The organism is Allosphingosinicella vermicomposti (genome assembly GCF_003012815.1).
GTDB classification, from domain to species: Bacteria; Pseudomonadota; Alphaproteobacteria; order Sphingomonadales; family Sphingomonadaceae; genus Allosphingosinicella; species Allosphingosinicella vermicomposti.
Map to the genome: position 1 here is coordinate 524,580 of NZ_PXYJ01000002.1, position 21,710 is coordinate 546,289.

Below are 21,710 nucleotides of genomic sequence, written 5' to 3' on the forward strand. Positions count from 1 at the left end.
GGCGCTCAGCCGGTTTTCTTTACCTTCTTGTACGGCACGAATTCGCCGAGGGACACGGCGCCCGAAAGCATGCGCGAGTTGGGATCGACGAGCCGGACGATATCGCGGTCGCACAATTTCGATCCGTGGAGTCGGGTGACGAGCACGTCCCAATCGTCCAGCGCTTCGGCTCCGACCGGGCGGTTGACGTACATGGTATTGCCGATCTGATAGACGATCGCGGTGCCGTCGATAATCCGGCTCGACCGGATGCGGCTATGATCGATGCACGAAACCGGTTCCCCGGCGACGCGGCCCTCGACCGCCTTGGCAAGGCGCTGATCCGGCGAAAGGCGTGGAGCGGCATGGGCGCTGACGGCAAGGCCGATAAGCGCGGTCGCGGCCAGAGCCGATTTCATCTTGCTGAGCATGGCAATCTCCCTTCCTTTCGGAAGCGGTGAGGATGCGCGCTGGAAGCTGAACCGGGGCTGACGGGCGAACCAAATCGGCCTCCGGGTCGTTGCGCTCCCATGACCCGACTTTTCCATGTTTCCGACCTTCATTTCGGCCGCGCCGATCAGGATGCGCTCGACTGGTTTGCGGGCCTTGTCGAGGCGGAGCGGCCGGACGCGGTGATCTGCACCGGCGACCTCACCATGCGGGCGCGATCGGCGGAATTCGAAGCGGCGGCGCGCTGGCTGGAGGCGCTGCCGGTGCCCGTCACGGTGGAGCCGGGCAATCACGACCTTCCCTATTTCAATCCGTTCGAGCGCATGTTCCGGCCCTATCGCCGCTTCGGGCGGGTGCAGAAGATGATCGAGAGGCCGATCGATTTGGATGGCGTCACCGTCATCCCGTTGCGCACGACGGCGCGGGCGCAGCTGCGGCACAATTGGTCATGGGGCGTCGTGAACGAGAAAAGCCTGCGGCGCGCGGTGGAAATGGCGAGCGGGAGCACGGCTGGTCATGTGAAGCTGGTCGCCGCCCACCACCCGCTGATCGACAAGACCGGCGTTGAAGGGCGGGCCAAGACGCGGCGTGGCTTGTCGGCGCTCAAGGCGCTGGCGGAGGCGGGCGCGGACGCGGTGCTGACCGGCCATGTCCACGATCCCTTCGACATCACGCACGACATGGCGGGCCGGGCCATCCGGATGATCGGGGCGGGCACCTTGTCGGAACGGGTGCGCGGCAGCCGCCCGTCCTTCAACGAACTTCATGTCGCGGAGGGGGCCTTGCAGGTGATTGTGCGGGTACTGGATTAAGTCGTCAGGTTCCTGCGCGCCAGGACCGCAGCGCCAGCAGCAGCCAGCCCGCGATCATCAGTAGGCCACCCAATGGGGTTACGGCGCCAAGCCAGCGCAGGCCGGTCAGCGCCATGATGTAGAGGCTGCCCGAAAAGACGATCGTGCCTGCCGCGATCAGCACCGCCGGAAGACCAAGGCGGCCAGGCAGCGTGGAGAGGGCAATGAGGCCGACGGCATGCCACATCTGATATTGCACCGCCGTCTGCCACCAGCCGAGAGCGACGGGTGCCAGTGCGTCCTTCAGGCCGTGCGCTGCAAAGGCGCCGAGCATGACGCCCGTCGCAGCAAGCAGCGCTCCGGCGATCAATGCAGGGCGCCGTAGGCGCCCCCCTTCCCCGCTCAAAGCAGCCACCAGCGGATGAGATAGGCAACGCTCCCGACCACCGCGACACCGGCCAGCCAAAGCCCGACGAACCAAGCGAGGCGCTTTGGGAGGGAGCCGGGCGCGGGCATCAATGATAGCCTTCCTCGCCCACCTTCCCCCGGAACACCCAATAGGACCAGGCGGTGTAGATGAGGATGACGGGGACGAGCACGGCGGCGCCGACAAGCATGAAGAGCTGGCTCTTTTCGGGCGCGGCGGCTTCCCAGATGGTGACGCGGCCCGGAATGACGTCCGGCCAGATCGAGATGCCGAGGCCGATCATCGCGAGGAGGAAAAGCGCCAGCGTCCAGACGAAAGGCATTTGATCCTTCGCGCCAGACAGGCTGCGCCAGCCAAACAGCGCCGCGACGAGCACGATGAGTGGCATCGGAATGGTGACGAGAAGGCCCGGATATTCGAACCAGCGCTGATAATATTGCCCCTCCAGAAAGGGCGTGGCGAGGCTCACCGCGCCGAAAGCCAACAACAGCCCCGGATAACAAATGCGGGCGTAGCGGCGGGCATCGGCCTGCAGCTCCCCTTCCGTCTTCCAGATAAGCCAGGTCGATCCGAGCAGGGCATAGCCAATGACGAGCGCGGCGCCGGTCAAAAGGCTGAAACCGGACAGCCATTCCCACCAGCCGCCCGCATAAGCGCGGCCTTCCACCGTGATCCCCTGAAGCAGCGCGCCGAGCGTGATCCCCTGCGCGAAGGTTGCGACGAGGGAGCCGATGCAGAAGGCCCCGTCCCACGCTCGCCGGTGATTGGGATCGCGCCAGCGGAATTCGAAGGCGACACCCCGGAAGATAAGGCCGAGCAACATGGCGATGAGCGGCGCGTAAAGAGCCGGGAGAACGATGGCATAAGCGAGCGGGAAGGCCGCGAGCAGGCCGCCGCCACCCAGCACCAGCCAGGTCTCATTCCCGTCCCAGACAGGCGCAATGGCGTTCATCGCCTGATCGCGTTCCTTGCCGACCTTGAAGCCGGGGAACAGGATGCCGATGCCGAGATCGAACCCGTCCATCAGCACATACATGGCGACGGCGACGGCGATCACGAACGCCCAGATGACGGTCAAATCCATCACTTCGCCTCCTCGCTAGTGTCAGGCCGGGGATCGGCACCGTTTTTTTCCATGGCGGGCGATGGCGTGATGCCCGCCGTGCGGATCGGCGCGGAAGCGGGCGGCGTTTCGCCCGGATGCGGCGCGTGGCCCATGAGTTTCAGAATGTAGAGCGTGCCGATGCCGAACACGGCGAAGTAGACGATGACGAATGCGGCTAGCGAAGTTGCCACCGCAGGCGCGTCAATCGGCGCCACCGCATCCTTGGTGCGGAGGAGATTGTAGATGACCCAGGGCTGGCGTCCGACCTCCGTCGTTACCCAGCCCGCAATCACCGCGACGAAGCCCGATGGCCCCATCAGCAAGGCGAAACGGTGGAGGGGCCGCCAATCGTGAAGCCTCTTCGCGGCGCGCGCCACGAGGCTGAACAGACCGAGCGCGAGCATCAGGAAGCCGAGGCCGACCATGATGCGGAACGACCAGAAGACGACCGGCACGGGCGGGCGATCTTGCTTCGCGACCGTGTCGAGACCGGCCAGCGGCGCGTTCAAATCATGCTTCAAGATGAGCGAGGACAGTTTCGGGATTTCAATCGCCGCGCGGACAGTCTCGGCCTCATCGTCCGGCAGTCCGAACAGGATGAGCGGCGCGCCATCGGGATGGCTTTGATAATGGCCCTCCATCGCCATCACCTTGACGGGCTGATGCTCCAGCGTGTTGAGGCCGTGGAGGTCGCCGACGAAGATCTGCACCGGGGCAACGAGCGCGGCCATCCACATCGCCATGGAGAACATCGTCTTCGTCTCGTCCGTCTTGTGCCCTTTAAGCAGGTGCCAGGCCCCTACCCCGCCGACGACGAGTGCGGTGGTGAGATAGGCGGCGATCACCGTGTGGACGAGGCGATAGGGGAAGGAGGGGTTGAAGACGATATCCCACCATCCCGCCGCGGGCACGAACTGGCCGACATCGTTCATCGCCCAGCCGACGGGGGTCTGCATCCAGCTGTTGACGCTCAAGATCCAGAAAGCCGAGATGAAGGTGCCAAGTGCGACCATCAGCGTCGCGGTGAAGTGCAGCCCCTTCCCTACCCGGTTCATGCCGAACAGCATCACGCCGAGAAATCCGGCCTCCAGGAAGAAAGCGGTCAGCACTTCATAGGCCATTAACGGCCCGATCACCGGCCCCGCCTTGTCGGAAAAAACCGACCAATTGGTGCCGAATTGATAGGACATGACGATGCCGGACACGACGCCCATCGCAAAGGCGATGGCGAAGATCTTCAGCCAATATTTGAAGAGGTTGAGATATTTGTCCTGGCCGGTCTTCAGCCACAGGCCTTCAAGGACGGCAAGATAGCTCGCAAGGCCGATGGAAAAGGCAGGAAAAATGAAATGGAAACTGACCGTGAAGGCGAATTGAATCCGCGCGAGAAGAAGTGCGGTATCGTCCACGGCAGTCACCCCCTTATTTGATACGGGAACGCTAAGCGGTTGGGCGCCCTTTAGCGGTTCAGGGAGCTTCATGCACCCACTAAAAACGATCCGCTTTGACCATAGTCAAATCAGGTCGTGCGTTGACAAATGCCTTCATCTCATGGCCTTTGGCGCCGGGGGTTGGGGATGAACATGATGACAGGGCAAATCGCGCCCGCTACCGCGCGCGGCCACGCCGCTTCGCTGAAAAAACGACTGGCCGTGTTCATGCCGCCGTCCTCGCGACATGCGCCATGGACGTCGGCAATTCAGATGACCATTGCCCTTTGGCTGTTCGTCCTCCTCATCTTCCTGCCTGTCATCAGCCAGCGTCACGCGCAAAATGGCTGGACGAATGTCATGCTCGACAGCTCGACGATCCTGATGTCGATGTCATTGGGCTTGCTGATGTTTGTGCCGTTCAAGAAATCGATCGCGTGGTCCGGGCCGGTTCAACTCCTCGTGCGCACGCTGACCGTGCTTGCCGCTGCGGGAATGAATACGCTTTGCGACCTGCTGTTTCAGGCTTGGATTGCGGATCATGTCACACAAACATGGTCCACCCTGCCCGACGATTTCCGCCGCGCTTATTCATCGACCCTCAATTACACCCTGGTCTTCGGCGTAAACATGATGCTCTTCCACGTCAGCTACGGCCGCCGGGCCTGGGTGACGCAGGAACTTCGCGTGTCCGAAGCCAATGCGATGGCGCAAGAGGCGCAGCTGGCGGCGCTTCGCTATCAGCTCAATCCGCATTTCCTGTTCAACGCGCTCAATTCCATTTCGTCGCTCATCATCACCAACCGCAATTACGATGCGGAGGAAATGACGCAGCGGCTTTGCGCATTCCTGCGCGGATCGATCAGCCTCGATGCGAATGAACTGATCCCGCTGGAAGACGAGCTTTCGCTGACTCAAGAGTATCTGGAAGTGGAGCGGGTGCGCTTTGGCGAACGCCTCAACATCGCGCTTACCTGCACGGACGAGGCCGGATCGGCTCTCGTCCCAGGTTTGCTAGTCCAGCCGCTCGTTGAAAATGCCGTGAAACATGGTGTGGCGCGATCGACCCGTCCGATCGCCGTCACGATCGATGCCCGTCTGGATAATGGCGCGCTCATCATCACCGTGGCGAACGACCTGCCCGTATCGACCACCGTTATCGGAAGCAGCCACAGTGCCGGAGTGGGCCTTGCCAATATCCGGCGCCGTCTCGCCGTCCTGTTCGGCGATCATGCGTCATTTCGCACCGAAGAGGCCGATGGGCGCTTTACGGCCACCCTGCGCCTTCCGCCCCGGTGGGACGAGGCCGACCGACCTATGGATTGACGCGGAGCAATCCAGCTCCTGACAAGGTCAGTGCCGCTGGATTGCTCCGCTTCGCCCGCAATGGCGGTGAGGGTTAGATCCGCGAGGGATAGATAGGCTGGATGTCGACCGGGATATTTCCGGCCGTTGCCAGCACCCCGCGCGCATTGCCGTCGAGCTTTGCATAGCGATCGAAGAAGGCCTTCATGCCCGCATAATCACCGTCGCCCTGGAGCCGCACGAGATCGGCGGTGAGATCGCGAATGCCCGCTTCCATCTTGGGATAATCGATCCGGTAACGCTTGGCCGACATATCCCAGGTGAAGGCGCCCTTTTCCTGCAAATAGCTGTACTGAACCGCGGCGCCCCGTCCATGCGCTTCGTCGATGCCGAAGCGGACGGCGCGGAAAATGCCCGCGAAATAGGTGGCGAGCGCCTGCTCCTTCTCCGCAACCGGCAGTTCGCCGCGCTGCATCATGTAGAGGATATTCCAGACGCCCATCACGTCCGCCTTGCACTCCTCGCTGGCGGAATAGACGTCCTTCAGCTCCGCATTCACCGTCGTCTGGCGGCCGTTGACTTTGATAGTGCCCGGCCCAAGGCTGTGCGAAAGCTCGTGGAAGAGCGTTTCGTTGATCATATATTTCTTAGTGACGAGCGGGGCCTGATCGGCGTGCAGAACGAGCGGCGCCATGGGCGAGAGGATCCGCTCATATTTGGCGCCCAGCACATTTTCCAGGATCACCTTCTTCGCGCCCTTCGCTTCGCGCACGCGCTCGTCATTGGGCAGGTTGAAGGCGACGGTCTGGACGCCCGGCACATTGTCGCCGCCGCCATGAACCTGCTCGGCGACCAGGATCGGGCTTGCAAAGCCGCGCTGGAAATTCTTGTACTTTTCCGCGACCGGCAGGTTCGCCTCCATGTCGCGGAGGTAATTCTTATACTTGGCGAGCGCGGCGCTCTCTTCCGGGTTCTGAACGGTGATGAAAGCTTCGAAGGCCGTCTTCGTGCCGTAAAGGCCGTCGGTGTACACTTCATACGGCCCGATCACCGCCTCGATCGGCGTGCCGGTAACGTCCATCCAGGCGAGTTCCGACTCATAATAATCGTCAGTGCGGAAGGCCTGGGCGCGGAGCGTCAGGAATTTCTTGAGGCTGGCATTGGAGGTGATCGCCGCAGCCTTTTCCAGTAGCTTTGCGGCTGGTTCCAGCCATTCCTTATATTCCTGCGCATAGGGCACGGCGACGAGCTTGTCCCCCTGCCGCTTCACCACCGTATAGGGGCTGGTCAGCGCGTCGCGTTCGGACGGGTTAGCCGTAAGATAAGCCTCGAAGGCTTCCTTGGTGAGATCGGCTGGATAGAAGCCGCCTACCGGCGCTTCCTGTGTGCCGTAGAAAGCGTGATTTTCCTCAAGGCTGTCCCACGGGCCGAAATGGAGATCGAACATGTCGAGCAGCGCCGGCTGGTTCGTCGCGGCGATATCTGCCCGGATGCGCGGATTGTCGACGCTCACCTGACGCAGGTAGATCGGGTTCATGAGCTCGGCGGCTTCGATGAGCAGGTTCACCACCTGCTTCTCTTCGGCATTCAGAAAACTCGTATCCGGCCGCATCTCGATCCGCGCGATCTTCGCCCGCGCCTCGGCAAGATCATAGCCGCCAGCCTGCGAGGCAGCGGTCGGCCCCTGCGTGGTGCCGGTGGTGCAGGCGGAGGTGGCGAGAAGGGCTGCAAGGATGAAGGGACGCATAACATTCTCCTGTCGAAGGCATTGGCTTAGCCGCAACGCAAGGGAATGCAAATCGCTCAACGCGTGGAGAATGTGATTCCGATGTCAGGGGAAGAGGCTGGATGCCCGACGAGGATTCGAACCTCGATTGACGGAGTCAGAGTCCGTAGTCTTACCATTAGACGATCGGGCAGTGCGGTGGGCGAGATAGGCGGAGGGCAAGCGGGGGTCAAGGCTCTTTGGCGGCATCGCGTTCTGATCCGATTGTCATTGCGAGGAGCATATCGTCGCGGCGATCCATCATGCGGCCAAGTCCGGCGCCATTGGATTGCTTCGCTTACACTCGCAATGACGACCGCCCTCACCTTGCCCTCCTTGCGGCCTATGCCTATAGCTCATGCCAAGTCCGGAGCGGCGCCCTGCTGCTCCCATAGAAAAGAATAAGAGTGTACGGCCATGGCGCAACAAGCCGCCGCAGTGCCGCGAAAGGCCGGGACCAAGCCGGCGCATGCGGCCCAGAATGTGCCGCCGTCACGGCGGCGGACGGGGCGCCACACCTATGGCGCATTGGATCTTGGCACCAACAATTGCAGATTATTGGTCGCGCGGCCCGCGCATGACGGCTTCGTCGTGATCGACGCCTTTTCCCGAGTCGTGCGGCTGGGCGAAGGCTTGGCGGGAAGTGGTCGGCTCAGCGATGCGGCAATCGACCGCGCGCTTGCCGCCCTGTCCGTCTGCGCGGACAAGCTTCGGCGGCGCAAGGTGTCGCTCGCCCGCTCGGTCGCGACGGAGGCGTGCCGCCGCGCCGCCAATGGCCGCGAATTCATCGAGCGCGTCTACCGCGAAACCGGCCTCGCGCTCGATATCATCCCGCCTGAAGAGGAAGCGCGGCTCGCCATGCTCGGCTGCCACCGGCTGCTCGAGCCGGGCGATGGTCCTGCCCTCATCTTCGACATTGGCGGCGGGTCGACCGAACTCGTCCTGATCGACACCGACGGCGTCACGCCGCGCATCAAGATGTGGTGGAGCGCACCCTGGGGAGTGGTTTCCCTCACCGAATCCGAAGGGCGCGATTTCAAGAATGCGGACGAACGCGCCGCCGCTTATGTGCGGATGCGCGAGAAGGTGCGGCACGCCTTCCACCGCTTTGCCGAACAATTGCCGGTGGGCGCGCAGAATATCCGCCTCATGGGAACGAGCGGCACGGTGACGACGCTGGCCAGCGTCCACCTCGCTTTGCCGAGTTACGACCGCAAGGCGATTGACGGGCTGATGGTGCCGTCAGGCTCGATGCGGGAAATCAGCCAGATGCTCTCGCGCATGTCGATCGAGGAACGCTCCCAGCTCCCCTGCATTGGCGGCGAGCGCGCGGATCTCGTCGTCGCGGGGTGCGCGATCCTCGAGGCGATACTGGACATCTGGCCCGCCAAGACGCTCGGCGTCGCGGACCGGGGCATAAGGGAAGGCATTTTGCGCTCACTGATGGCGCGGGACGGGTATCAGATATGACAAAGGGCAAGGGCCTTAAAGAGCGCGTCAGGACCGCGAAAGGCCGCAAGACGAGCTCAACGCGCTGGTTGCAGCGGCAATTGAACGACCCTTATGTGAAGAAGGCGAAGGCGGAAGGCTATCGTTCCCGAGCGGCGTACAAGCTGCTCGAACTGGACGAAAGGTTCGGCCTGCTGAAAAGTGCCAATCGCGTCGTCGACCTCGGCATTGCGCCGGGCGGCTGGAGCCAGGTGGTGCGGCAGAAGGTGCCCGGTTCCACGGTCGTCGGTATCGACCTGCTGCCCACCGATCCGCTGGACGGGGTCACCATCCTGCAGATGGACTTCATGACCGATGAAGCCGCCGAATTGCTGAAAGAAGCGCTTGGCGGTCAGGCCGATCTCGTTCTGTCCGATATGGCCGCGAACACGGTGGGACATCAGCAGACCGATCACCTCCGCACCATGGCATTGGTCGAAGCGGGCCTCTACTTTGCAAGCGAGGTGCTCCGCCCAGGCGGCGCTTATGTCGCCAAGGTGTTGGCGGGCGGCGCGGACAACAACCTCGTCGCCGAATTGAAGCGGCTCTTCACGACAGTGAAGCACGCCAAGCCCCCCGCGAGCCGCAAGGATTCGTCCGAATGGTATGTGATCGCGCAGGGGTTCAAGGGAGATGCTCCTCTCCCCTGACGGAGGGGGCTATTTGGCCCGCGCTTCGGCAATGGCTTTCTTGAGCGCCTCGTAACCGACGGCGCCTTGCAGCACCGTGGCGCCTATCACGAAAGCGGGCGTGCCGGTCATGTTGAGCGTGCGGGCAAGATCGTAATTCTTTTCGATCTCGCTCTGGTAGGCGCCATTATTCTTCGCCGCAGCAACCTTTGCCGGATCGAGACCCGTCGCCGTCTGCGCCGCTTTCACATTGGCGTCGGTCGGACGGCCAAGGTCGAACAATTTATTGTGGAAGACCGCATATTTGCCGGTTTCCGCCGCGGCGAGGCTGACGAGAGCCGCCTCCTGACTTGCATCGCCCAGCACCGGGAATTCGCGCCAGACGACCTTCAACTTCTTGTCCTCATTCAACAGGCGCAGGACGTCCGCCTGGCTCGCCTTGCAATAGCCGCAGGCATAATCGAAGAATTCGACGAGCACGACATCGCCGTCCGCCGCGCCCGCCCAGGCACCCTTGAACGGCGTTTCGAGCGCGGCGCGATTTTCGTTCACCGCTTGCGCCATCTGTTTGCCGTGGAGCCGCTCCATTGCCTCTGGAATGATCTCGGGATGTTCGAGAATATAATCGCGCACGATCTTTTCGATCGCCGCCTTGTCGCTCGACACGGCTCCACCCGGTGCGAGCGCCATTGCCGACGCGCCGATCAGCGCCCCCACCAAGCCTGCGGCCAAAATCATTCTCCTGGATTTGAGTGTGTCGAGGATGCCGCGCCTCGCCCCGGGCGCCATCACCGTTTCTTGTCTTTCTTGATCGCGGCTTCCGAAACCATCTTGATATCCTGCGCGCGGATCCAGTCAGCGCTTCCTTCCGGAACGCCGTGCAACGCCATTTCCGCGCTGGCAAGGGCGAGGCGCGGGTCGCCCTGCAGATTATAGCGCTCGGCTGTGGCGAGCGCGGCGCGGGCCGGGTCGCCCTCCCGATCATAGATGATGCCGAGCTGATACCAGGCGAAGGGGTTCGAATTGTCCCGCGCCACCGCAGCGCGAAGCACCTTCTTCGCCTCTCCGAAATTTTCCGGATTCTCGGTCGCGATCAAGGCGTGACCGAACAGGCCCGCGATCAGTGGCTGATCGGGCGCGCGCTGAACGGCATCGCGCAGGAAGTCCACCGCTTCGGCCGGGCGTCCGGATTCGAGCAGCACCTGCCCCTTCAATTCCAGGAAATAAGGGTCGTGCGGCGCCTGCGCGAGGAGGCTGTCTACTTCCGCCACCGCTTTTTCCGGAAAGGCGTTCTTGTGATAGGCGTAAGCGCGCGCATAGCGGGCAGGCACGCTTTTGTCCGTTTCGGGATAAGCGACAAAGGTCTGGCGCGGCTCGTTGACGAAGCCGATCAGCTTCGCCTTCACGCGCTGGAAACGAGCCTCGAGCGCCGCATCGGTCGGCTTGTCCCAGGCCCGATCCTGCTTGTAGCGATCCTCCAGCCACTGGACGCGCTGGCCCGACAAGGGGTGGGTGCGCCCGTAACTATCCTCCTGCGGGATGGCGAGGCGGAATTCCTGGTTCTGGAGCTTGCGGAAGAAGGAGAGCGAACCTTTGCCGCTGACGCCCGCCCCGGCGAGATAATTGGCGCCCGCCTGGTCCGCGCTCGATTCCTCGGACTGAAGGTAAGCGAGGAACTTGCCCATCGCCGCCTGCTGGCCCGCCGCCATGATGCCCGCGCCCGCCTCGCCCGCGCCTGCCGCCATTGCGGCGGCGCCAAGGATCAGCGAGAGAATGGTAATGCCGGTCGCGGTGCTCGCGCCCTGATTGTAGCGGATGATATGCCCGCCGGTGATGTGGCCGAGCTCGTGTGCGATAACGCCCTGCACTTCATTGGCATTGTCGGCGGCGGTGACGAGGCCCGAATGGATATAAACGATCTGCCCGCCCGCGACGAAGGCGTTGATCGTCCGGTCGCCGACCAGCACGATCTCGACATTTTCAGGCCGAAGCCCCGCCGCTTCGATGATCGGGCGGGACATGTCCTTGAACAAAGCCTCGGTCTCGGCATCGCGAAGGATGGACTGCGCGGCGGCGGGCTGAATGAGGGCGCCAAAGCTGAGCGCCAGGAGCATGATGAAACGCACAATCTGTGCTCCGGCGAAAGCCGGAGTCCAGCGGCGCGGCAGGAAGGACTGGGTTCCGGCCTTCGCCGGAACACGGGATGCGCGTTGACCCATCATCCTTTTCTCCTTCCCGGCGCCTGAACAGCCGATGAAGTAAGCTTCACCTTCCCGCACCGTCATTCCGGCGAAAGCCGGAATCTCGTGACGAGAACGCGCCTTATTCGTCACGAGACCCCGGCTTGCGCCGGGGTGACGTTTAAGAAGGCAAAACCTGTTTCATTCGATCATCCGCCGAACGTGCGCTGCCACCAGCCGCGGCGCGGTTCGCCGGTTTCAGTGGCATCATTGTCCATCGCGCTGCCGCTGGTCGAGACCGCGGCTTCCTGACGGTCGATCGCCGGTGCTTCGGGCGCGGTGGCCGGAGGCGCCTTGTCTTCAGCAGCCACGTCGGCCTTCTTCCGGCGCGTACGCTTCGGCTTGGCCGGGGCTTCCTCGGCCGCGTCATTGGCGGCTACCGGTGAGGGCGCGGCTTCGGCTTCTACCGGAGCGGCTTCGGCAGCTGGTTCGGTAACGGCATCAGCCTTCTTGCGGCGGGTGCGCTTCGGCTTGGCGGGCACTTCCTCGGCAACAGGTTCCGGCGCGGCTTCGGCAGTCGGTTCCGGCTGAACCTCGACTTCGGCCACAGCCTCGACGGCGGCTTCCGCTTCGCCCTTCTTGCGGGCGCGCGGGCGGCGGCGGGACTTGCGGGCCTTTTCGCCCTCTTCCGCTTCCACCGTCTCGACGGCGGCTTCCGGAGCTGCTTCGGCCTCAACCGGGGCGCCTTCGTTCATGCCTTCGGCTTCGCCCTCGGCAATCTGGCCTTCGCCTTCCTGGCCGTTCCGGCGGCGTCCGCCACGGCGTCCGCGACGGCGGCGGCGGCGTCCGCGACGGTCGCCATCCTCATCATCCTCGCCGCGCTCGGCACGTTCAGCTCGCTCGCCGCGTCCACCGCGATCGCGGCCGGAGCGCTGCTCCTGACGCTCTTCCTCTTCCTCGGCTTCTTCTTCCTCGTCCTCAAACTCCTCGATGAGTTCTTCTTCATCGATGGCGGGAGCGGAGATGGCCGGCTCGTAACGCTTTTCGGGACGGGGGCCGGTGGCCTCCACGCTCATCTTCGCGCCTTCGAAGCTTTCGTCGATCACCACTTCGACGATCACGCCATAGCGTTCCTCGACCTCGGCGATTTCGGCGCGCTTCTTGTTTAAGACATAGATGGCGGCCTCGCGTCCGGCGCGCAGCACGATGCGGTTGCCGCGTCCACGGCCCGCTTCATCCTCGATCATGCGCAGCGCCGACAGGCCCGCCGAAGAGGCGGTGCGCATGAGGCCGGAGCCTTCGCAATGCGGGCAGGGCTTGGTCGACGCTTCGAGCACGCCGGTGCGCAGGCGCTGGCGGCTCATTTCCATGAGACCGAAGGACGAAATGCGGCCCACCTGGATGCGGGCGCGGTCGTTCTTGAGCGCTTCCTTCATCGCCTTCTCGACCTTACGGACATGGCTGTTCTGCTCCATGTCGATAAAGTCGATGACGACGAGGCCCGCCATGTCGCGCAGGCGGAGCTGGCGCGCGATTTCGTTTGCGGCCTCGAGGTTCGTAGCAAAGGCCGTCTGCTCGATATTATGCTCGCGCGTCGAACGGCCCGAGTTGATGTCGATCGATACCAGCGCCTCGGTCGGATTGATGACGAGATAGCCGCCGGACTTCAGCTGGACGAGCGGCTGATACATGCCGGACAGCTGATCCTCGACTCCATAGCGTTGGAAGAGCGGTACGGGGTCGGCATAGCCGCGGACCTTTTTCACATGGCTCGGCATCAGCAATTTCATGAAGGCGCGGGCGTGCTTGTAGCCCTCGTCGCCCTCGACGATCACCTCGTCGATATCGCGATTGTAGATGTCGCGGATCGCGCGCTTGATGAGGTCGCTGTCGCCATAAATCAGCGCGGGCGCATCCGATTGCAGCGTCTTCTCGCGAATCTCGTCCCACAGCCGCGCGAGATAATCGAAGTCGCGCTTGATTTCGCTCTTGGTGCGCTGGAGGCCCGCCGTGCGGACGATACAGCCCATGGTGCGAGGCAGGTTGAGATCGGCCATGATGGCCTTCAGCCGCTTGCGGTCCGCGCCGTTCGAAATCTTGCGCGAAATGCCGCCGCCGTGGCTAGTGTTCGGCATCAGCACGCAATAGCGGCCGGCGAGGCTCAGATAGGTGGTGAGCGCCGCACCCTTATTGCCGCGCTCTTCCTTGACGACCTGGACGAGCAAAACCTGACGGCGCTTGATGACGTCCTGGATCTTGTAGCGGCGGCGGAGCGCCTGGCGCTTCTTGCGAAGCTCGTCCGCGGCGCTTTCCTCGGGCCGGTTTTCCGTCTTGGCGGGCGGCATGTCGTCATGATGCTCGTCATCGGCGGTTTCACCCACCTCTTCGACGGCGTCATGGTCGCCTTCCTCATGTTCGTCTTCATCGTCCCAATGATGCTCTTCGGCGGCGCGCAGGCGCTCTTCCTCGGCCGCATGTTCGGCTTCCTCGCGGAGCAGGGCTTCGCGATCTTCCTTGGGAATCTGATAATAATCGGGATGAATTTCGCTAAAGGCCAGGAAGCCGTGGCGGTTGCCGCCATAATCGACGAACGCCGCCTGCAAGGACGGTTCGACCCTGGTTACTTTGGCGAGATAGATATTCCCTTTGAGCTGCTTGTGCTCGGCGGATTCGAAATCAAATTCCTCGATCCGGTTTCCCTTGACGACGGCCACCCGGGTTTCTTCCTGGTGGCGTGCGTCGATCAGCATACGCATGGTCATGAATGTCACTCCACGCGCGTACCGCCGCTCCGGGGCCTCCCTCGTCTGTGATGAGAGGGGTAAAGGCCAGAGCAGCGTCGTCCGCGCGCTCGAATATGGACGAAGGCGCGGAGGATTGCCGCCGCGCCGCCTGTGTCCGGGTTGAAAAGAAAATGTGCGTGTCTGCTGCGCATGGCAGGCCGGAATTCATAACCGGCCGCACAGTCCCCGCGACAACGCCATGACCCATAAGGGGGCGTTGGAGGTCGGGGGAGAAATGCCTCATGCAGCGTCAACCTAGAAACACCGGCGCGGACGCCGGCAGGAAATCAAAGGCGGCCATGATGAAATGGGGCGGCCGCCGTTCCGATGCCCTAACAGCTAAGCAGTGCACCGGCAACTGTTAAGGAACCGTGGCCCCGCGCCGTCAAATCCGCATTTTCGCTGGACCCTCGCGCCATTCCGGCTGCAAACAGCGCCGATGTTCGCGCTTGCCGCCATGATCGCCGCGTTTCTCGGCCTCGTTCCCGCGCCGGGCGAGGGGCTGACGATCGGCCTCGATGCTCCGGCGGGCGCGCCCGTGCAGCTGCCTATCGTCGCCGGGCCAGCCAATCCTGCCATCCCGCTCATCCTGCTCGATCCCGGCCATGGGGGACCAGATCCTGGCGCGATATCGCCGGGCGGCGCGCGGGAAAAGGATGTGACCCTGGCCCTGGCCCGGACGATCCGCGACACGCTGGTCCAATCGGGCCGGGTCAGGGTCGCACTCACCCGCGACGATGATCGCCGCATCGGCCTTCGCGACCGCTTCGAGATCGCGCGGCGATTGGGCGCGAAGCTGCTCATCTCCCTCCACGCCGATGCCGCCCCCAACCTTCAGGCCACCGGCGCCACCGTCTACAGCCTCTCCGAAGTCGCGTCTGACAAGGAAGCGGCAGAGCTCGCCAGCCGCGAGAACGCCGCCGAACTGGTTGGCGCGGAGCGGGTGGAAGGGAGCGATGCGGTCAACCGCATCCTCATCGACCTTGCCCAGCGCGAAAGCATGACCGCCTCCGCCGCCTTTGCCGATTTACTCGTTCGCGAAGCCCAGGGCCGGGTGCCGCTGCGCCCCGAACCGCGCAAATCCGCCTCGCTCATCGTGTTGAAGGCGCCGGACATCCCCTCGATCCTGTTCGAGGTCGGCTACCTCACCAATGCGGGCGACGCGAATTTCATCATGTCCGATGAAGGGCGCAAACGGATCGCGACGGCCATGCAGCGGGCGATCGAAATCCACGCGGCGCAATTGATGAGTGCACACGTCGTCACCCCGGCAAAAGCCGGGGTCTCCTGACGGATGAGCCCATTACCCCTGACAGATCCCGGCTTTCGCCGGGATGACGTGCGACTGGTCTCACCCGCGCTTCACCCCTCCGTTCTTATCGTCTAGAGCGCTATTCGAATGACCGAAGAATCCCTTTCCCCTCGCCGTTTCGACGTTCGCGCAGCGCTTGCTCCCGCAATTGAGCGGCTGCGCGCGATCTGGCGCAGCAAGTGGGGGAAAATCGGCGCGGTGCTGATCGGGCTGCCGATCCTCGGCTATTTCCTGCTCTACATTGTTTTCGCAACGACCCTGCCGTCGGCCGAATCCCTGCTCACCTATCAGCCGGACCTGCCGACCAACGTGCGCGACATCGACGGCAATCCGGTGCAGACCTTTGCCCGCGAACGGCGTGTCGAACTCTCCTACGACGAATATCCCCAGCAGCTCGTCCAGGCCTTCATCTCGGCGGAAGACAAGACATTCTTCAGCCACGGCGGCATCGACTATCCGGGCACGATCGGCGCCGTGTTCGACTATATCGCCAAGGCGGGATCAGGAGCGCGCGCGCGAGGCGGCTCCACCATCACGCAGCAGGTCGCGAAGAACTTGCTGCTCGGCGACGAATATTCGGTGACCCGCAAGATCAAGGAAGCCTTCCTCGCCCGCCGGATCGAGGATGTGCTGACCAAGGAGCAAATCCTTGAACTCTACCTCAATCAGATTTTTCTCGGCCGGAACGCTTATGGCGTGCAATCCGCGGCGCGCGCCTATTTCGACAAAGATGTCGATCAGCTGACCTTGCACGAAGTCGCTTATCTCGCAGTCCTTCCCAAGGCACCGAGCAATTACGATCCGAAGCGCCACACGCAGCGCGCGCTCGACCGGCGCAATTATGTGCTGCGCGAGATGGAGGGCAATGGCTACATCACGGCGGCGCAGCGCAGCGCAGCCGCCGCCGAGCCGCTCGGCACCGTGCAGGGCCCGCGCACCAGCATCAAGAATGTCGGCGGCTATTATATGGAAGAGGTGCGCCGCCAGCTCATCGACAATTATGGCGAGGCGAAGGAGAAGGGGCCGAACGGCGTCTATTCCGGCGGCCTGTGGGTGCGCACCTCGCTCAACACAGCGATGCAGAAGTCGGCGGAAACCGCGCTTCGCGATGCGCTGATGCGCTATGATCGCGGGCGCGGCTGGCGTGATCCAAACCTTTCGGTCGATATGTCCGGCGATTGGCGCAGCCAGCTTGTCGCGGCCCAATATGGCATTGGCTATGACGATTGGCGCAAGGCCGTGGTGATCGACAAAGCGGGCGGCAGCGCCACGATCGGCTTTGAAGACGGCACCACCGCCACCCTCCCCGCATCCGGCGCCGCCATGCCCAAGCGCGGCGGCGGTTCGGCCTTCAATGCGCTCCGCCCCGGCATGGTGATTGCGGTAAAGGCCGAGGGCGGTTCCTACGAACTGCGTTCCGTTCCCGAAGTTTCGGGTGGGATGGTGGTGGAGGAAGTGGCGTCGGGGCGCATCCTTGCCATGCAGGGCGGCTTCGACGTGCGCGGCTCGTCTTTCAACCGCGCGACGCAGGCGCAGCGTCAGCCGGGATCGACCTTCAAGCCGATCGTTTATTCCGCGGCGCTCGACAATGGCATGACACCCGCAACGCTCATCGCCGACGCGCCTTTCTGCGCTTCGCAGGGCGCGGGCATGCCGCAGAAATGTTTCCGAAACTTCTCAGGGGGTTATGCAGGCGAACAGACGATGCGATGGGGCCTGGAACAGTCGCGCAACCTCATGACAGTGCGTGCAGCTAGCCAAACAGGAATGGACAAGATCATCCGCCTGTCCAAGGCGCTGGGGGTCGGCGAATATGATCCCTATCTCTCCGTTTCGCTTGGCGCGGGCGACACCACGGTCATGAAGATGACCAACGCCTTCGCTATCCTCGCCAATCAGGGCCGGGCGTTGACCCCCACGCTCATCGATTATGTTCAGGACCGCAACGGCAAGGTCATCTTCCGCGCCGACACTCGCCCCTGCGAGGGCTGCAATGCGCCCGATTGGGACGGCAAGCCGATGCCGCGCCCGCCCTTGCGCACCAAGCAGCTCATGGATCCGATGACCGCCTATCAGATGGTGCATATCCTCGAAGGCGTCGTCCAGCGCGGCACGGCCCAGAGTCTGCGCGACCTTGGTCGTCCGCTCTTCGGCAAGACCGGCACCACCACCGGCCCGACCAACGTCTGGTTCATCGGCGGCAGCCAGCAGGTTGTAGCGGGCGTCTATATGGGCTTCGATCAGCCGCGTCCGATGGGCGGCTATGCGCAGGGCGGCACCCTTGCCGCGCCGATCTTCAAGCAGTTCGCGAAGGAAAGCTTCAAGGACATGCCGGTCATCCCCTTCCGCGCGCCGCAGGGCATCCGGATGGTGCGGATCGATCGCCGGTCGGGCCAGAAGGTTTTCGGCGCCTGGCCGACGGATGAGCCCAAGGCCGCCGTGATCTGGGAAGCGTTCAAGCCTGAAAGCGAGCCGCGCCGCGTCGTTCGCCGGGATGCGCTGCCGCCGCCCCGCACCGCACCGGCGAAAGCGGCTGCTCCTGCCGCCAGCGCGCCCGTCAGCGAAGCGCCGCCAACGCCAAGCAGTAGCGATTTCTTGCAAAAAGAGGGCGGGATTTACTAACAGCCCGCCAACACATCGTCATTCCGGCGAAAGCCGGAATCTCTCGTCATGAGACTCCGGCTTCCGCCGGAGTGACGAAAACGGAGAAAGTGAATGCGCGCCGAAGCGCAAGCCCATGTCGATCAGATCAACGCCGCTTTGGCGCTTCTCCGCCGATTCCTGGATTGGGATCGCGCGCTGCGGCGGCTCGACGAACTGAATAGCCGCGTCGAGGATCCGACCCTGTGGAACGACGCCAAGGCCGCGCAGGAAGTCATGCGCGAACGCCGCCGCCTGGATGAAGCGATCGGCGCGACCAATGCCATTTCCAAGGAATTGGCCGACACGATCGAGCTGATGGAGATGGCGGAAGCCGAGGGTGATGAAGCCCTGGTCGATGACGCCGTCGCCTCCCTCGCCGCGCTCGCCGAGCGTGCCGAAAAGGACAAGGTGACGGCCCTCCTTGCCGGTGAGGCCGATGGCAACGACACCTATGTCGAAATCAACAGCGGCGCGGGCGGTACGGAATCGAACGATTGGGCCGGAATGCTCCAGCGCATGTATTCGCGCTGGGCCGAGCGTCACGGCATGAAGGTCGAGCTGGTCGATTATCATGCGGGCGAGCAGGCGGGCATCAAGTCCGCGACCCTGCTGGTGAAAGGCGAAAATGCCTATGGCTATGCGAAGACGGAAAGCGGCGTTCACCGTCTCGTCCGCATCAGCCCCTATGACAGCTCCGCGCGCCGCCACACCAGCTTCGCCTCGGTCTGGGTTTACCCGGTGATCGACGACAATATCGAGGTGGAGTATAACGAAAGCGACCTGCGCATCGACACCTATCGCGCGTCGGGCGCGGGCGGACAGCACATCAACACCACCGACTCCGCCGTCCGCATCACGCACATTCCGACCGGGATCGTCGTGCAGTGCCAGAATCAGCGTTCGCAGCACAAGAACAAGGCCGAAGCCTATAACCAGCTTCGCGCCCGCCTGTATGAGTTGGAACTTCAGAAGCGCGAAGCTGAAGCCAATGCGACCGCGGCGTCGAAAACCGACATCGGCTGGGGCCACCAGATCCGCTCTTATGTCCTCCAGCCCTATCAGCTGGTGAAGGATCTGCGCACCGGCGTCACCTCCACCGCGCCGTCCGACGTGCTGGACGGCGATCTCGACCGCTTCATGGCGGCCGCTTTGTCGCAGCGCGTGACCGGCGAAAAGGTCGAAGTTGAAGATGTGGACTGATATGCACTCTGATCGTTCGTCCCGAGCGAAGTCGAGGGGCGCCCGCGTCGACGCCCCTCGACTTCGCTCGGGACGAACGATTGTGTTGGTCACCCTCGCCCTCCTCTCCGCGTGCAAGGAGCAGCCGGAAAAATCGCCATTCCCGGACCCTGCGCGGCCCGTCGCGCCGATCGTATCGTCGGGATATCTAAATGAAGACGCGCGCGACAGCGTGGGCGAATTTGAAAGCGTCGTCCGCATGGCGGGCGTCCAGCCCGGAATGTCCGTTGCCGATATCGGCGCGGGCGAAGGCTATTACACCGTCCGCCTCGCCCCCTTGGTCGGCGATCGCGGCCGTGTGCTCGCGCAGGATATTGTGCCCGAAACACGCGATGCGCTGGCGCAACGTGTACAACGCGAGCGACTTGATAATGTCGCGGTGAAGCTGGGCGAGCCCAATGATCCCAAACTTCCGGAAGCTTCGTTCGATCGCGTCTTCCTGATTCACATGTATCACGAGATCGAGCGCCCCAGCGAGTTCCTCTGGCACCTGCGCCCGAGCCTGAAACGCGGTGGCGCGGTCGTCGTCGTCGATGCGGACCGGCCGACCGACCGCCATGGTACGCCGCCCAAGCTCCTCATCTGCGAATTCGGCGCGATCGGTTACGAACTGTCGAGCTTCGAGCGGCTTGGTGACAGCGAATCCTATTTCGCCCAATTCGTGGCGACCGGCGGGCGGCCGGAACCGGCGCAGATCAGGACGTGTCAGCCCTAGCTTCGTCATTGCGAGCGACGCGAAGCAATCCAGCGGCACAGCTTTAGCCGCGCAGATGGATTGCCGCGTCGCTTCGCTCCTCGCAATGACGAGAGTGTTTCAACCGGAAGGGCGCTCTTACAACAAACCCATCGCGCGGAAGCTGCGGCACCCGCCGCCGCCGAAGATCAAATGATCGCGCACCTTCATGCCGATCGCATTTGCCGTTTCCGCAAGCCGCCGCGTCATTGCCTTGTCGCGCGCGCTCGGGCTGGGGTCGCCGCTTGGATGATTGTGGGCGAGCAGGATGGCGGCGGCATCGGCGTCAAGCGCCGCCCGCACGATGCGCCGGATCGGCAGTTCCACGCTGTCCGGCCCGCCGCTCTCTTCTTCAACGCCCAGCACCCGGCCTGCCGAATCGAGCAAGGCGACCATCAGCCGCTCTTCCCGCGCATCCTGAAGAAAAGGCGCAAAGAGATTGGCGGCATCGCGCGCGGTGCGAATGGCGGGGAGTGGATTTGCGAGGTCCATCCCTTCCTTCTTGCCATGAAAGCATCGAAAACGGCGGGAAACCGCCTCCATTTCGGACTGATCGCCAGCCCGCTTCCAAAGCCGGGCGCGACCGGCCATAAGCGGAACCATGCAAGCCTATCTCGACCTTATCGCCCGCATTCTCGACGAAGGCGCGGAGCAGCAGGACCGCACCGGCACCGGCACGCTTTCGGTTTTCGGCCACCAGATGCGGTTCGACCTGTCGAAGGGCTTTCCGCTCGTCACGACGAAGAAGCTGCACCTGCGCTCGATCATCATCGAGCTGCTTTGGTTCCTGAAGGGCGACACCAATGTCGGCTACCTCAAGGACAATAAGGTCAGCATCTGGGACGAATGGGCGGACGAGAATGGCGATCTCGGCCCCGTCTACGGCAAGCAATGGCGCGACTGGGAAGGGCCGGACCGCCAGCATATCGATCAGATTGCGGGCCTCATCGACCAGATCAAAAACAACCCTTCCTCGCGCCGCCAGATCGTGTCCGCGTGGAACCCGGCAGAACTTGACAAGATGGCGCTCGCTCCTTGCCACTGCCTGTTCCAGACCCAGGTGGCGAACGGCAAGCTTCACCTCCAACTCTATCAGCGCAGCGCCGACGTGTTCCTCGGCGTGCCGTTCAACATCGCGAGCTATGCCTTGCTCACCCACATGCTCGCCCAGCAATGCGGGCTAGAGCCGGGGACGTTCGTGTGGACCGGCGGCGACTGCCATCTTTATTCCAACCACCTCGACCAAGCCCGCCTACAGCTGACCCGCGATCCCCGTCCGCTGCCGACGCTCACGCTTCTGCGAAAGCCCGAAGGCATCGACCAATATGCCTATGAGGATTTCGAAATTACGGGCTATGATCCTCACCCGCACATCAAGGCCGAGGTCGCGATTTAATTTGCTCACAGGATACTGGAAAAATATCCACAGCCTCACCAAATCTATCCACAGA

At 63.1% G+C, this 21,710-nt stretch carries 19 protein-coding genes and 1 tRNA gene; 9 read left to right on the forward strand and 11 right to left on the reverse strand.

The genetic code is table 11. The annotated features are described in order from the left end of the window. Positions 1 to 5: 5 nt before the first annotated feature. Positions 6 to 410: a hypothetical protein gene (locus tag C7I56_RS08370; protein WP_106640112.1), complete on the reverse strand. Its 405-nt coding sequence runs from the start codon at positions 408 to 410 to the stop codon at positions 6 to 8. A 99-nt stretch (positions 411 to 509) separates the two neighbouring features. Between C7I56_RS08370 and C7I56_RS08375 the strand changes: the two genes are divergently transcribed. Continuing rightward, complete coding sequence (locus tag C7I56_RS08375; protein ID WP_106640113.1) at positions 510 to 1,241, forward strand: metallophosphoesterase family protein; 732 nt, start codon at positions 510 to 512, stop codon at positions 1,239 to 1,241. A 4-nt stretch (positions 1,242 to 1,245) separates the two neighbouring features. On the opposite strand, the gene C7I56_RS08380 is transcribed toward C7I56_RS08375, so the two are convergent. From C7I56_RS08380 to C7I56_RS08395, 4 genes are read right to left on the reverse strand one after another with little or no spacing between them, the layout of a single operon-like run. Continuing rightward, positions 1,246 to 1,635: a DUF423 domain-containing protein gene (locus C7I56_RS08380; protein ID WP_245409638.1), complete on the reverse strand. Its 390-nt coding sequence runs from the start codon at positions 1,633 to 1,635 to the stop codon at positions 1,246 to 1,248. After that, entirely contained in the window at positions 1,623 to 1,736 is a 114-nt protein-coding gene (locus C7I56_RS08385; RefSeq protein WP_106640114.1) for a DUF2474 domain-containing protein, read from the reverse strand. Before C7I56_RS08385 ends, C7I56_RS08380 begins: the two co-directional genes overlap by 13 nt. Continuing rightward, a complete protein-coding gene (gene cydB, locus C7I56_RS08390) occupies positions 1,736 to 2,731 on the reverse strand; it encodes a cytochrome d ubiquinol oxidase subunit II (protein WP_106640115.1) in 996 nt (331 codons plus the stop codon). The genes C7I56_RS08385 and cydB overlap by 1 nt, the downstream gene beginning before the upstream one ends. Beyond that, positions 2,731 to 4,161, reverse strand: a complete 1,431-nt coding sequence (locus C7I56_RS08395) for a cytochrome ubiquinol oxidase subunit I (RefSeq protein WP_425352381.1) — start codon at positions 4,159 to 4,161, stop codon at positions 2,731 to 2,733. The genes cydB and C7I56_RS08395 overlap by 1 nt, the downstream gene beginning before the upstream one ends. A gap of 168 nt (positions 4,162 to 4,329) precedes the next feature. Here C7I56_RS08395 and C7I56_RS08400 point away from each other — a divergent pair, with 168 nt between their 5' ends. After that, the gene (locus C7I56_RS08400; RefSeq protein ID WP_158703058.1) at positions 4,330 to 5,508 is read left to right on the forward strand and encodes a sensor histidine kinase; all 1,179 of its coding nucleotides are present in this window, start codon (positions 4,330 to 4,332) and stop codon (positions 5,506 to 5,508) included. A 73-nt stretch (positions 5,509 to 5,581) separates the two neighbouring features. On the opposite strand, the gene C7I56_RS08405 is transcribed toward C7I56_RS08400, so the two are convergent. After that, positions 5,582 to 7,234, reverse strand: coding sequence for a dipeptidyl-peptidase 3 family protein (locus C7I56_RS08405; protein WP_106640117.1), 1,653 nt, complete (start codon positions 7,232 to 7,234; stop codon positions 5,582 to 5,584). Between the two features lie 98 nt (positions 7,235 to 7,332). Further along, positions 7,333 to 7,406, reverse strand: a tRNA-Gln gene (locus C7I56_RS08410). A gap of 263 nt (positions 7,407 to 7,669) precedes the next feature. Between C7I56_RS08410 and C7I56_RS08415 the strand changes: the two genes are divergently transcribed. Both C7I56_RS08415 and C7I56_RS08420 read left to right on the forward strand, forming a co-directional pair. Then, positions 7,670 to 8,722: a Ppx/GppA phosphatase family protein gene (locus C7I56_RS08415; protein ID WP_106640118.1), complete on the forward strand. Its 1,053-nt coding sequence runs from the start codon at positions 7,670 to 7,672 to the stop codon at positions 8,720 to 8,722. Further along, on the forward strand, positions 8,719 to 9,390 hold the full coding sequence (locus C7I56_RS08420; protein WP_106640119.1) for an RlmE family RNA methyltransferase: 672 nt from the start codon (positions 8,719 to 8,721) through the stop codon (positions 9,388 to 9,390). The genes C7I56_RS08415 and C7I56_RS08420 overlap by 4 nt, the downstream gene beginning before the upstream one ends. A 9-nt stretch (positions 9,391 to 9,399) precedes the next feature. Here C7I56_RS08420 and C7I56_RS08425 read toward each other — a convergent pair whose 3' ends face one another. From C7I56_RS08425 to C7I56_RS08435, 3 genes are all read right to left on the reverse strand, one after another. Beyond that, on the reverse strand, positions 9,400 to 10,107 hold the full coding sequence (locus C7I56_RS08425) for a DsbA family protein (protein ID WP_245409639.1): 708 nt from the start codon (positions 10,105 to 10,107) through the stop codon (positions 9,400 to 9,402). Between the two features lie 50 nt (positions 10,108 to 10,157). Further along, positions 10,158 to 11,591: a M48 family metalloprotease gene (locus C7I56_RS08430; protein ID WP_483414914.1), complete on the reverse strand. Its 1,434-nt coding sequence runs from the start codon at positions 11,589 to 11,591 to the stop codon at positions 10,158 to 10,160. Between the two features lie 167 nt (positions 11,592 to 11,758). Next, entirely contained in the window at positions 11,759 to 14,311 is a 2,553-nt protein-coding gene (locus C7I56_RS08435; RefSeq protein WP_199792366.1) for an Rne/Rng family ribonuclease, read from the reverse strand. A gap of 460 nt (positions 14,312 to 14,771) precedes the next feature. On the opposite strand from C7I56_RS08435, the gene C7I56_RS08440 reads away from it, so the two are divergent. The 4 genes from C7I56_RS08440 to C7I56_RS08455 all read left to right on the forward strand — a co-directional run bounded on the left by C7I56_RS08440 (position 14,772) and on the right by C7I56_RS08455 (position 20,241). Then, positions 14,772 to 15,623 carry an N-acetylmuramoyl-L-alanine amidase family protein gene (locus tag C7I56_RS08440; RefSeq protein ID WP_106640122.1) on the forward strand — a complete coding sequence of 284 codons (852 nt, stop codon included), beginning with the start codon at positions 14,772 to 14,774 and terminating at the stop codon, positions 15,621 to 15,623. 108 nt (positions 15,624 to 15,731) lie between these two features. Then, the gene (locus tag C7I56_RS08445) at positions 15,732 to 18,266 is read left to right on the forward strand and encodes a penicillin-binding protein 1A (protein WP_106640123.1); all 2,535 of its coding nucleotides are present in this window, start codon (positions 15,732 to 15,734) and stop codon (positions 18,264 to 18,266) included. A 93-nt stretch (positions 18,267 to 18,359) separates the two neighbouring features. Next, positions 18,360 to 19,487 (forward strand): peptide chain release factor 2, encoded by a 1,128-nt coding sequence (gene prfB, locus C7I56_RS08450; RefSeq protein WP_106640124.1) that lies wholly within the window; start codon positions 18,360 to 18,362, stop codon positions 19,485 to 19,487. A gap of 82 nt (positions 19,488 to 19,569) precedes the next feature. After that, entirely contained in the window at positions 19,570 to 20,241 is a 672-nt protein-coding gene (locus C7I56_RS08455; RefSeq protein WP_245409640.1) for a class I SAM-dependent methyltransferase, read from the forward strand. Positions 20,242 to 20,358: 117 nt separating this feature from the next. Here the strand turns inward: C7I56_RS08455 and C7I56_RS08460 are convergent, their stop codons facing one another. Next, positions 20,359 to 20,751 (reverse strand): JAB domain-containing protein, encoded by a 393-nt coding sequence (locus C7I56_RS08460; RefSeq protein ID WP_158703059.1) that lies wholly within the window; start codon positions 20,749 to 20,751, stop codon positions 20,359 to 20,361. 109 nt (positions 20,752 to 20,860) lie between these two features. Between C7I56_RS08460 and C7I56_RS08465 the strand changes: the two genes are divergently transcribed. Further along, complete coding sequence (locus tag C7I56_RS08465; protein ID WP_106640127.1) at positions 20,861 to 21,655, forward strand: thymidylate synthase; 795 nt, start codon at positions 20,861 to 20,863, stop codon at positions 21,653 to 21,655. Positions 21,656 to 21,710 lie beyond the last annotated feature (55 nt).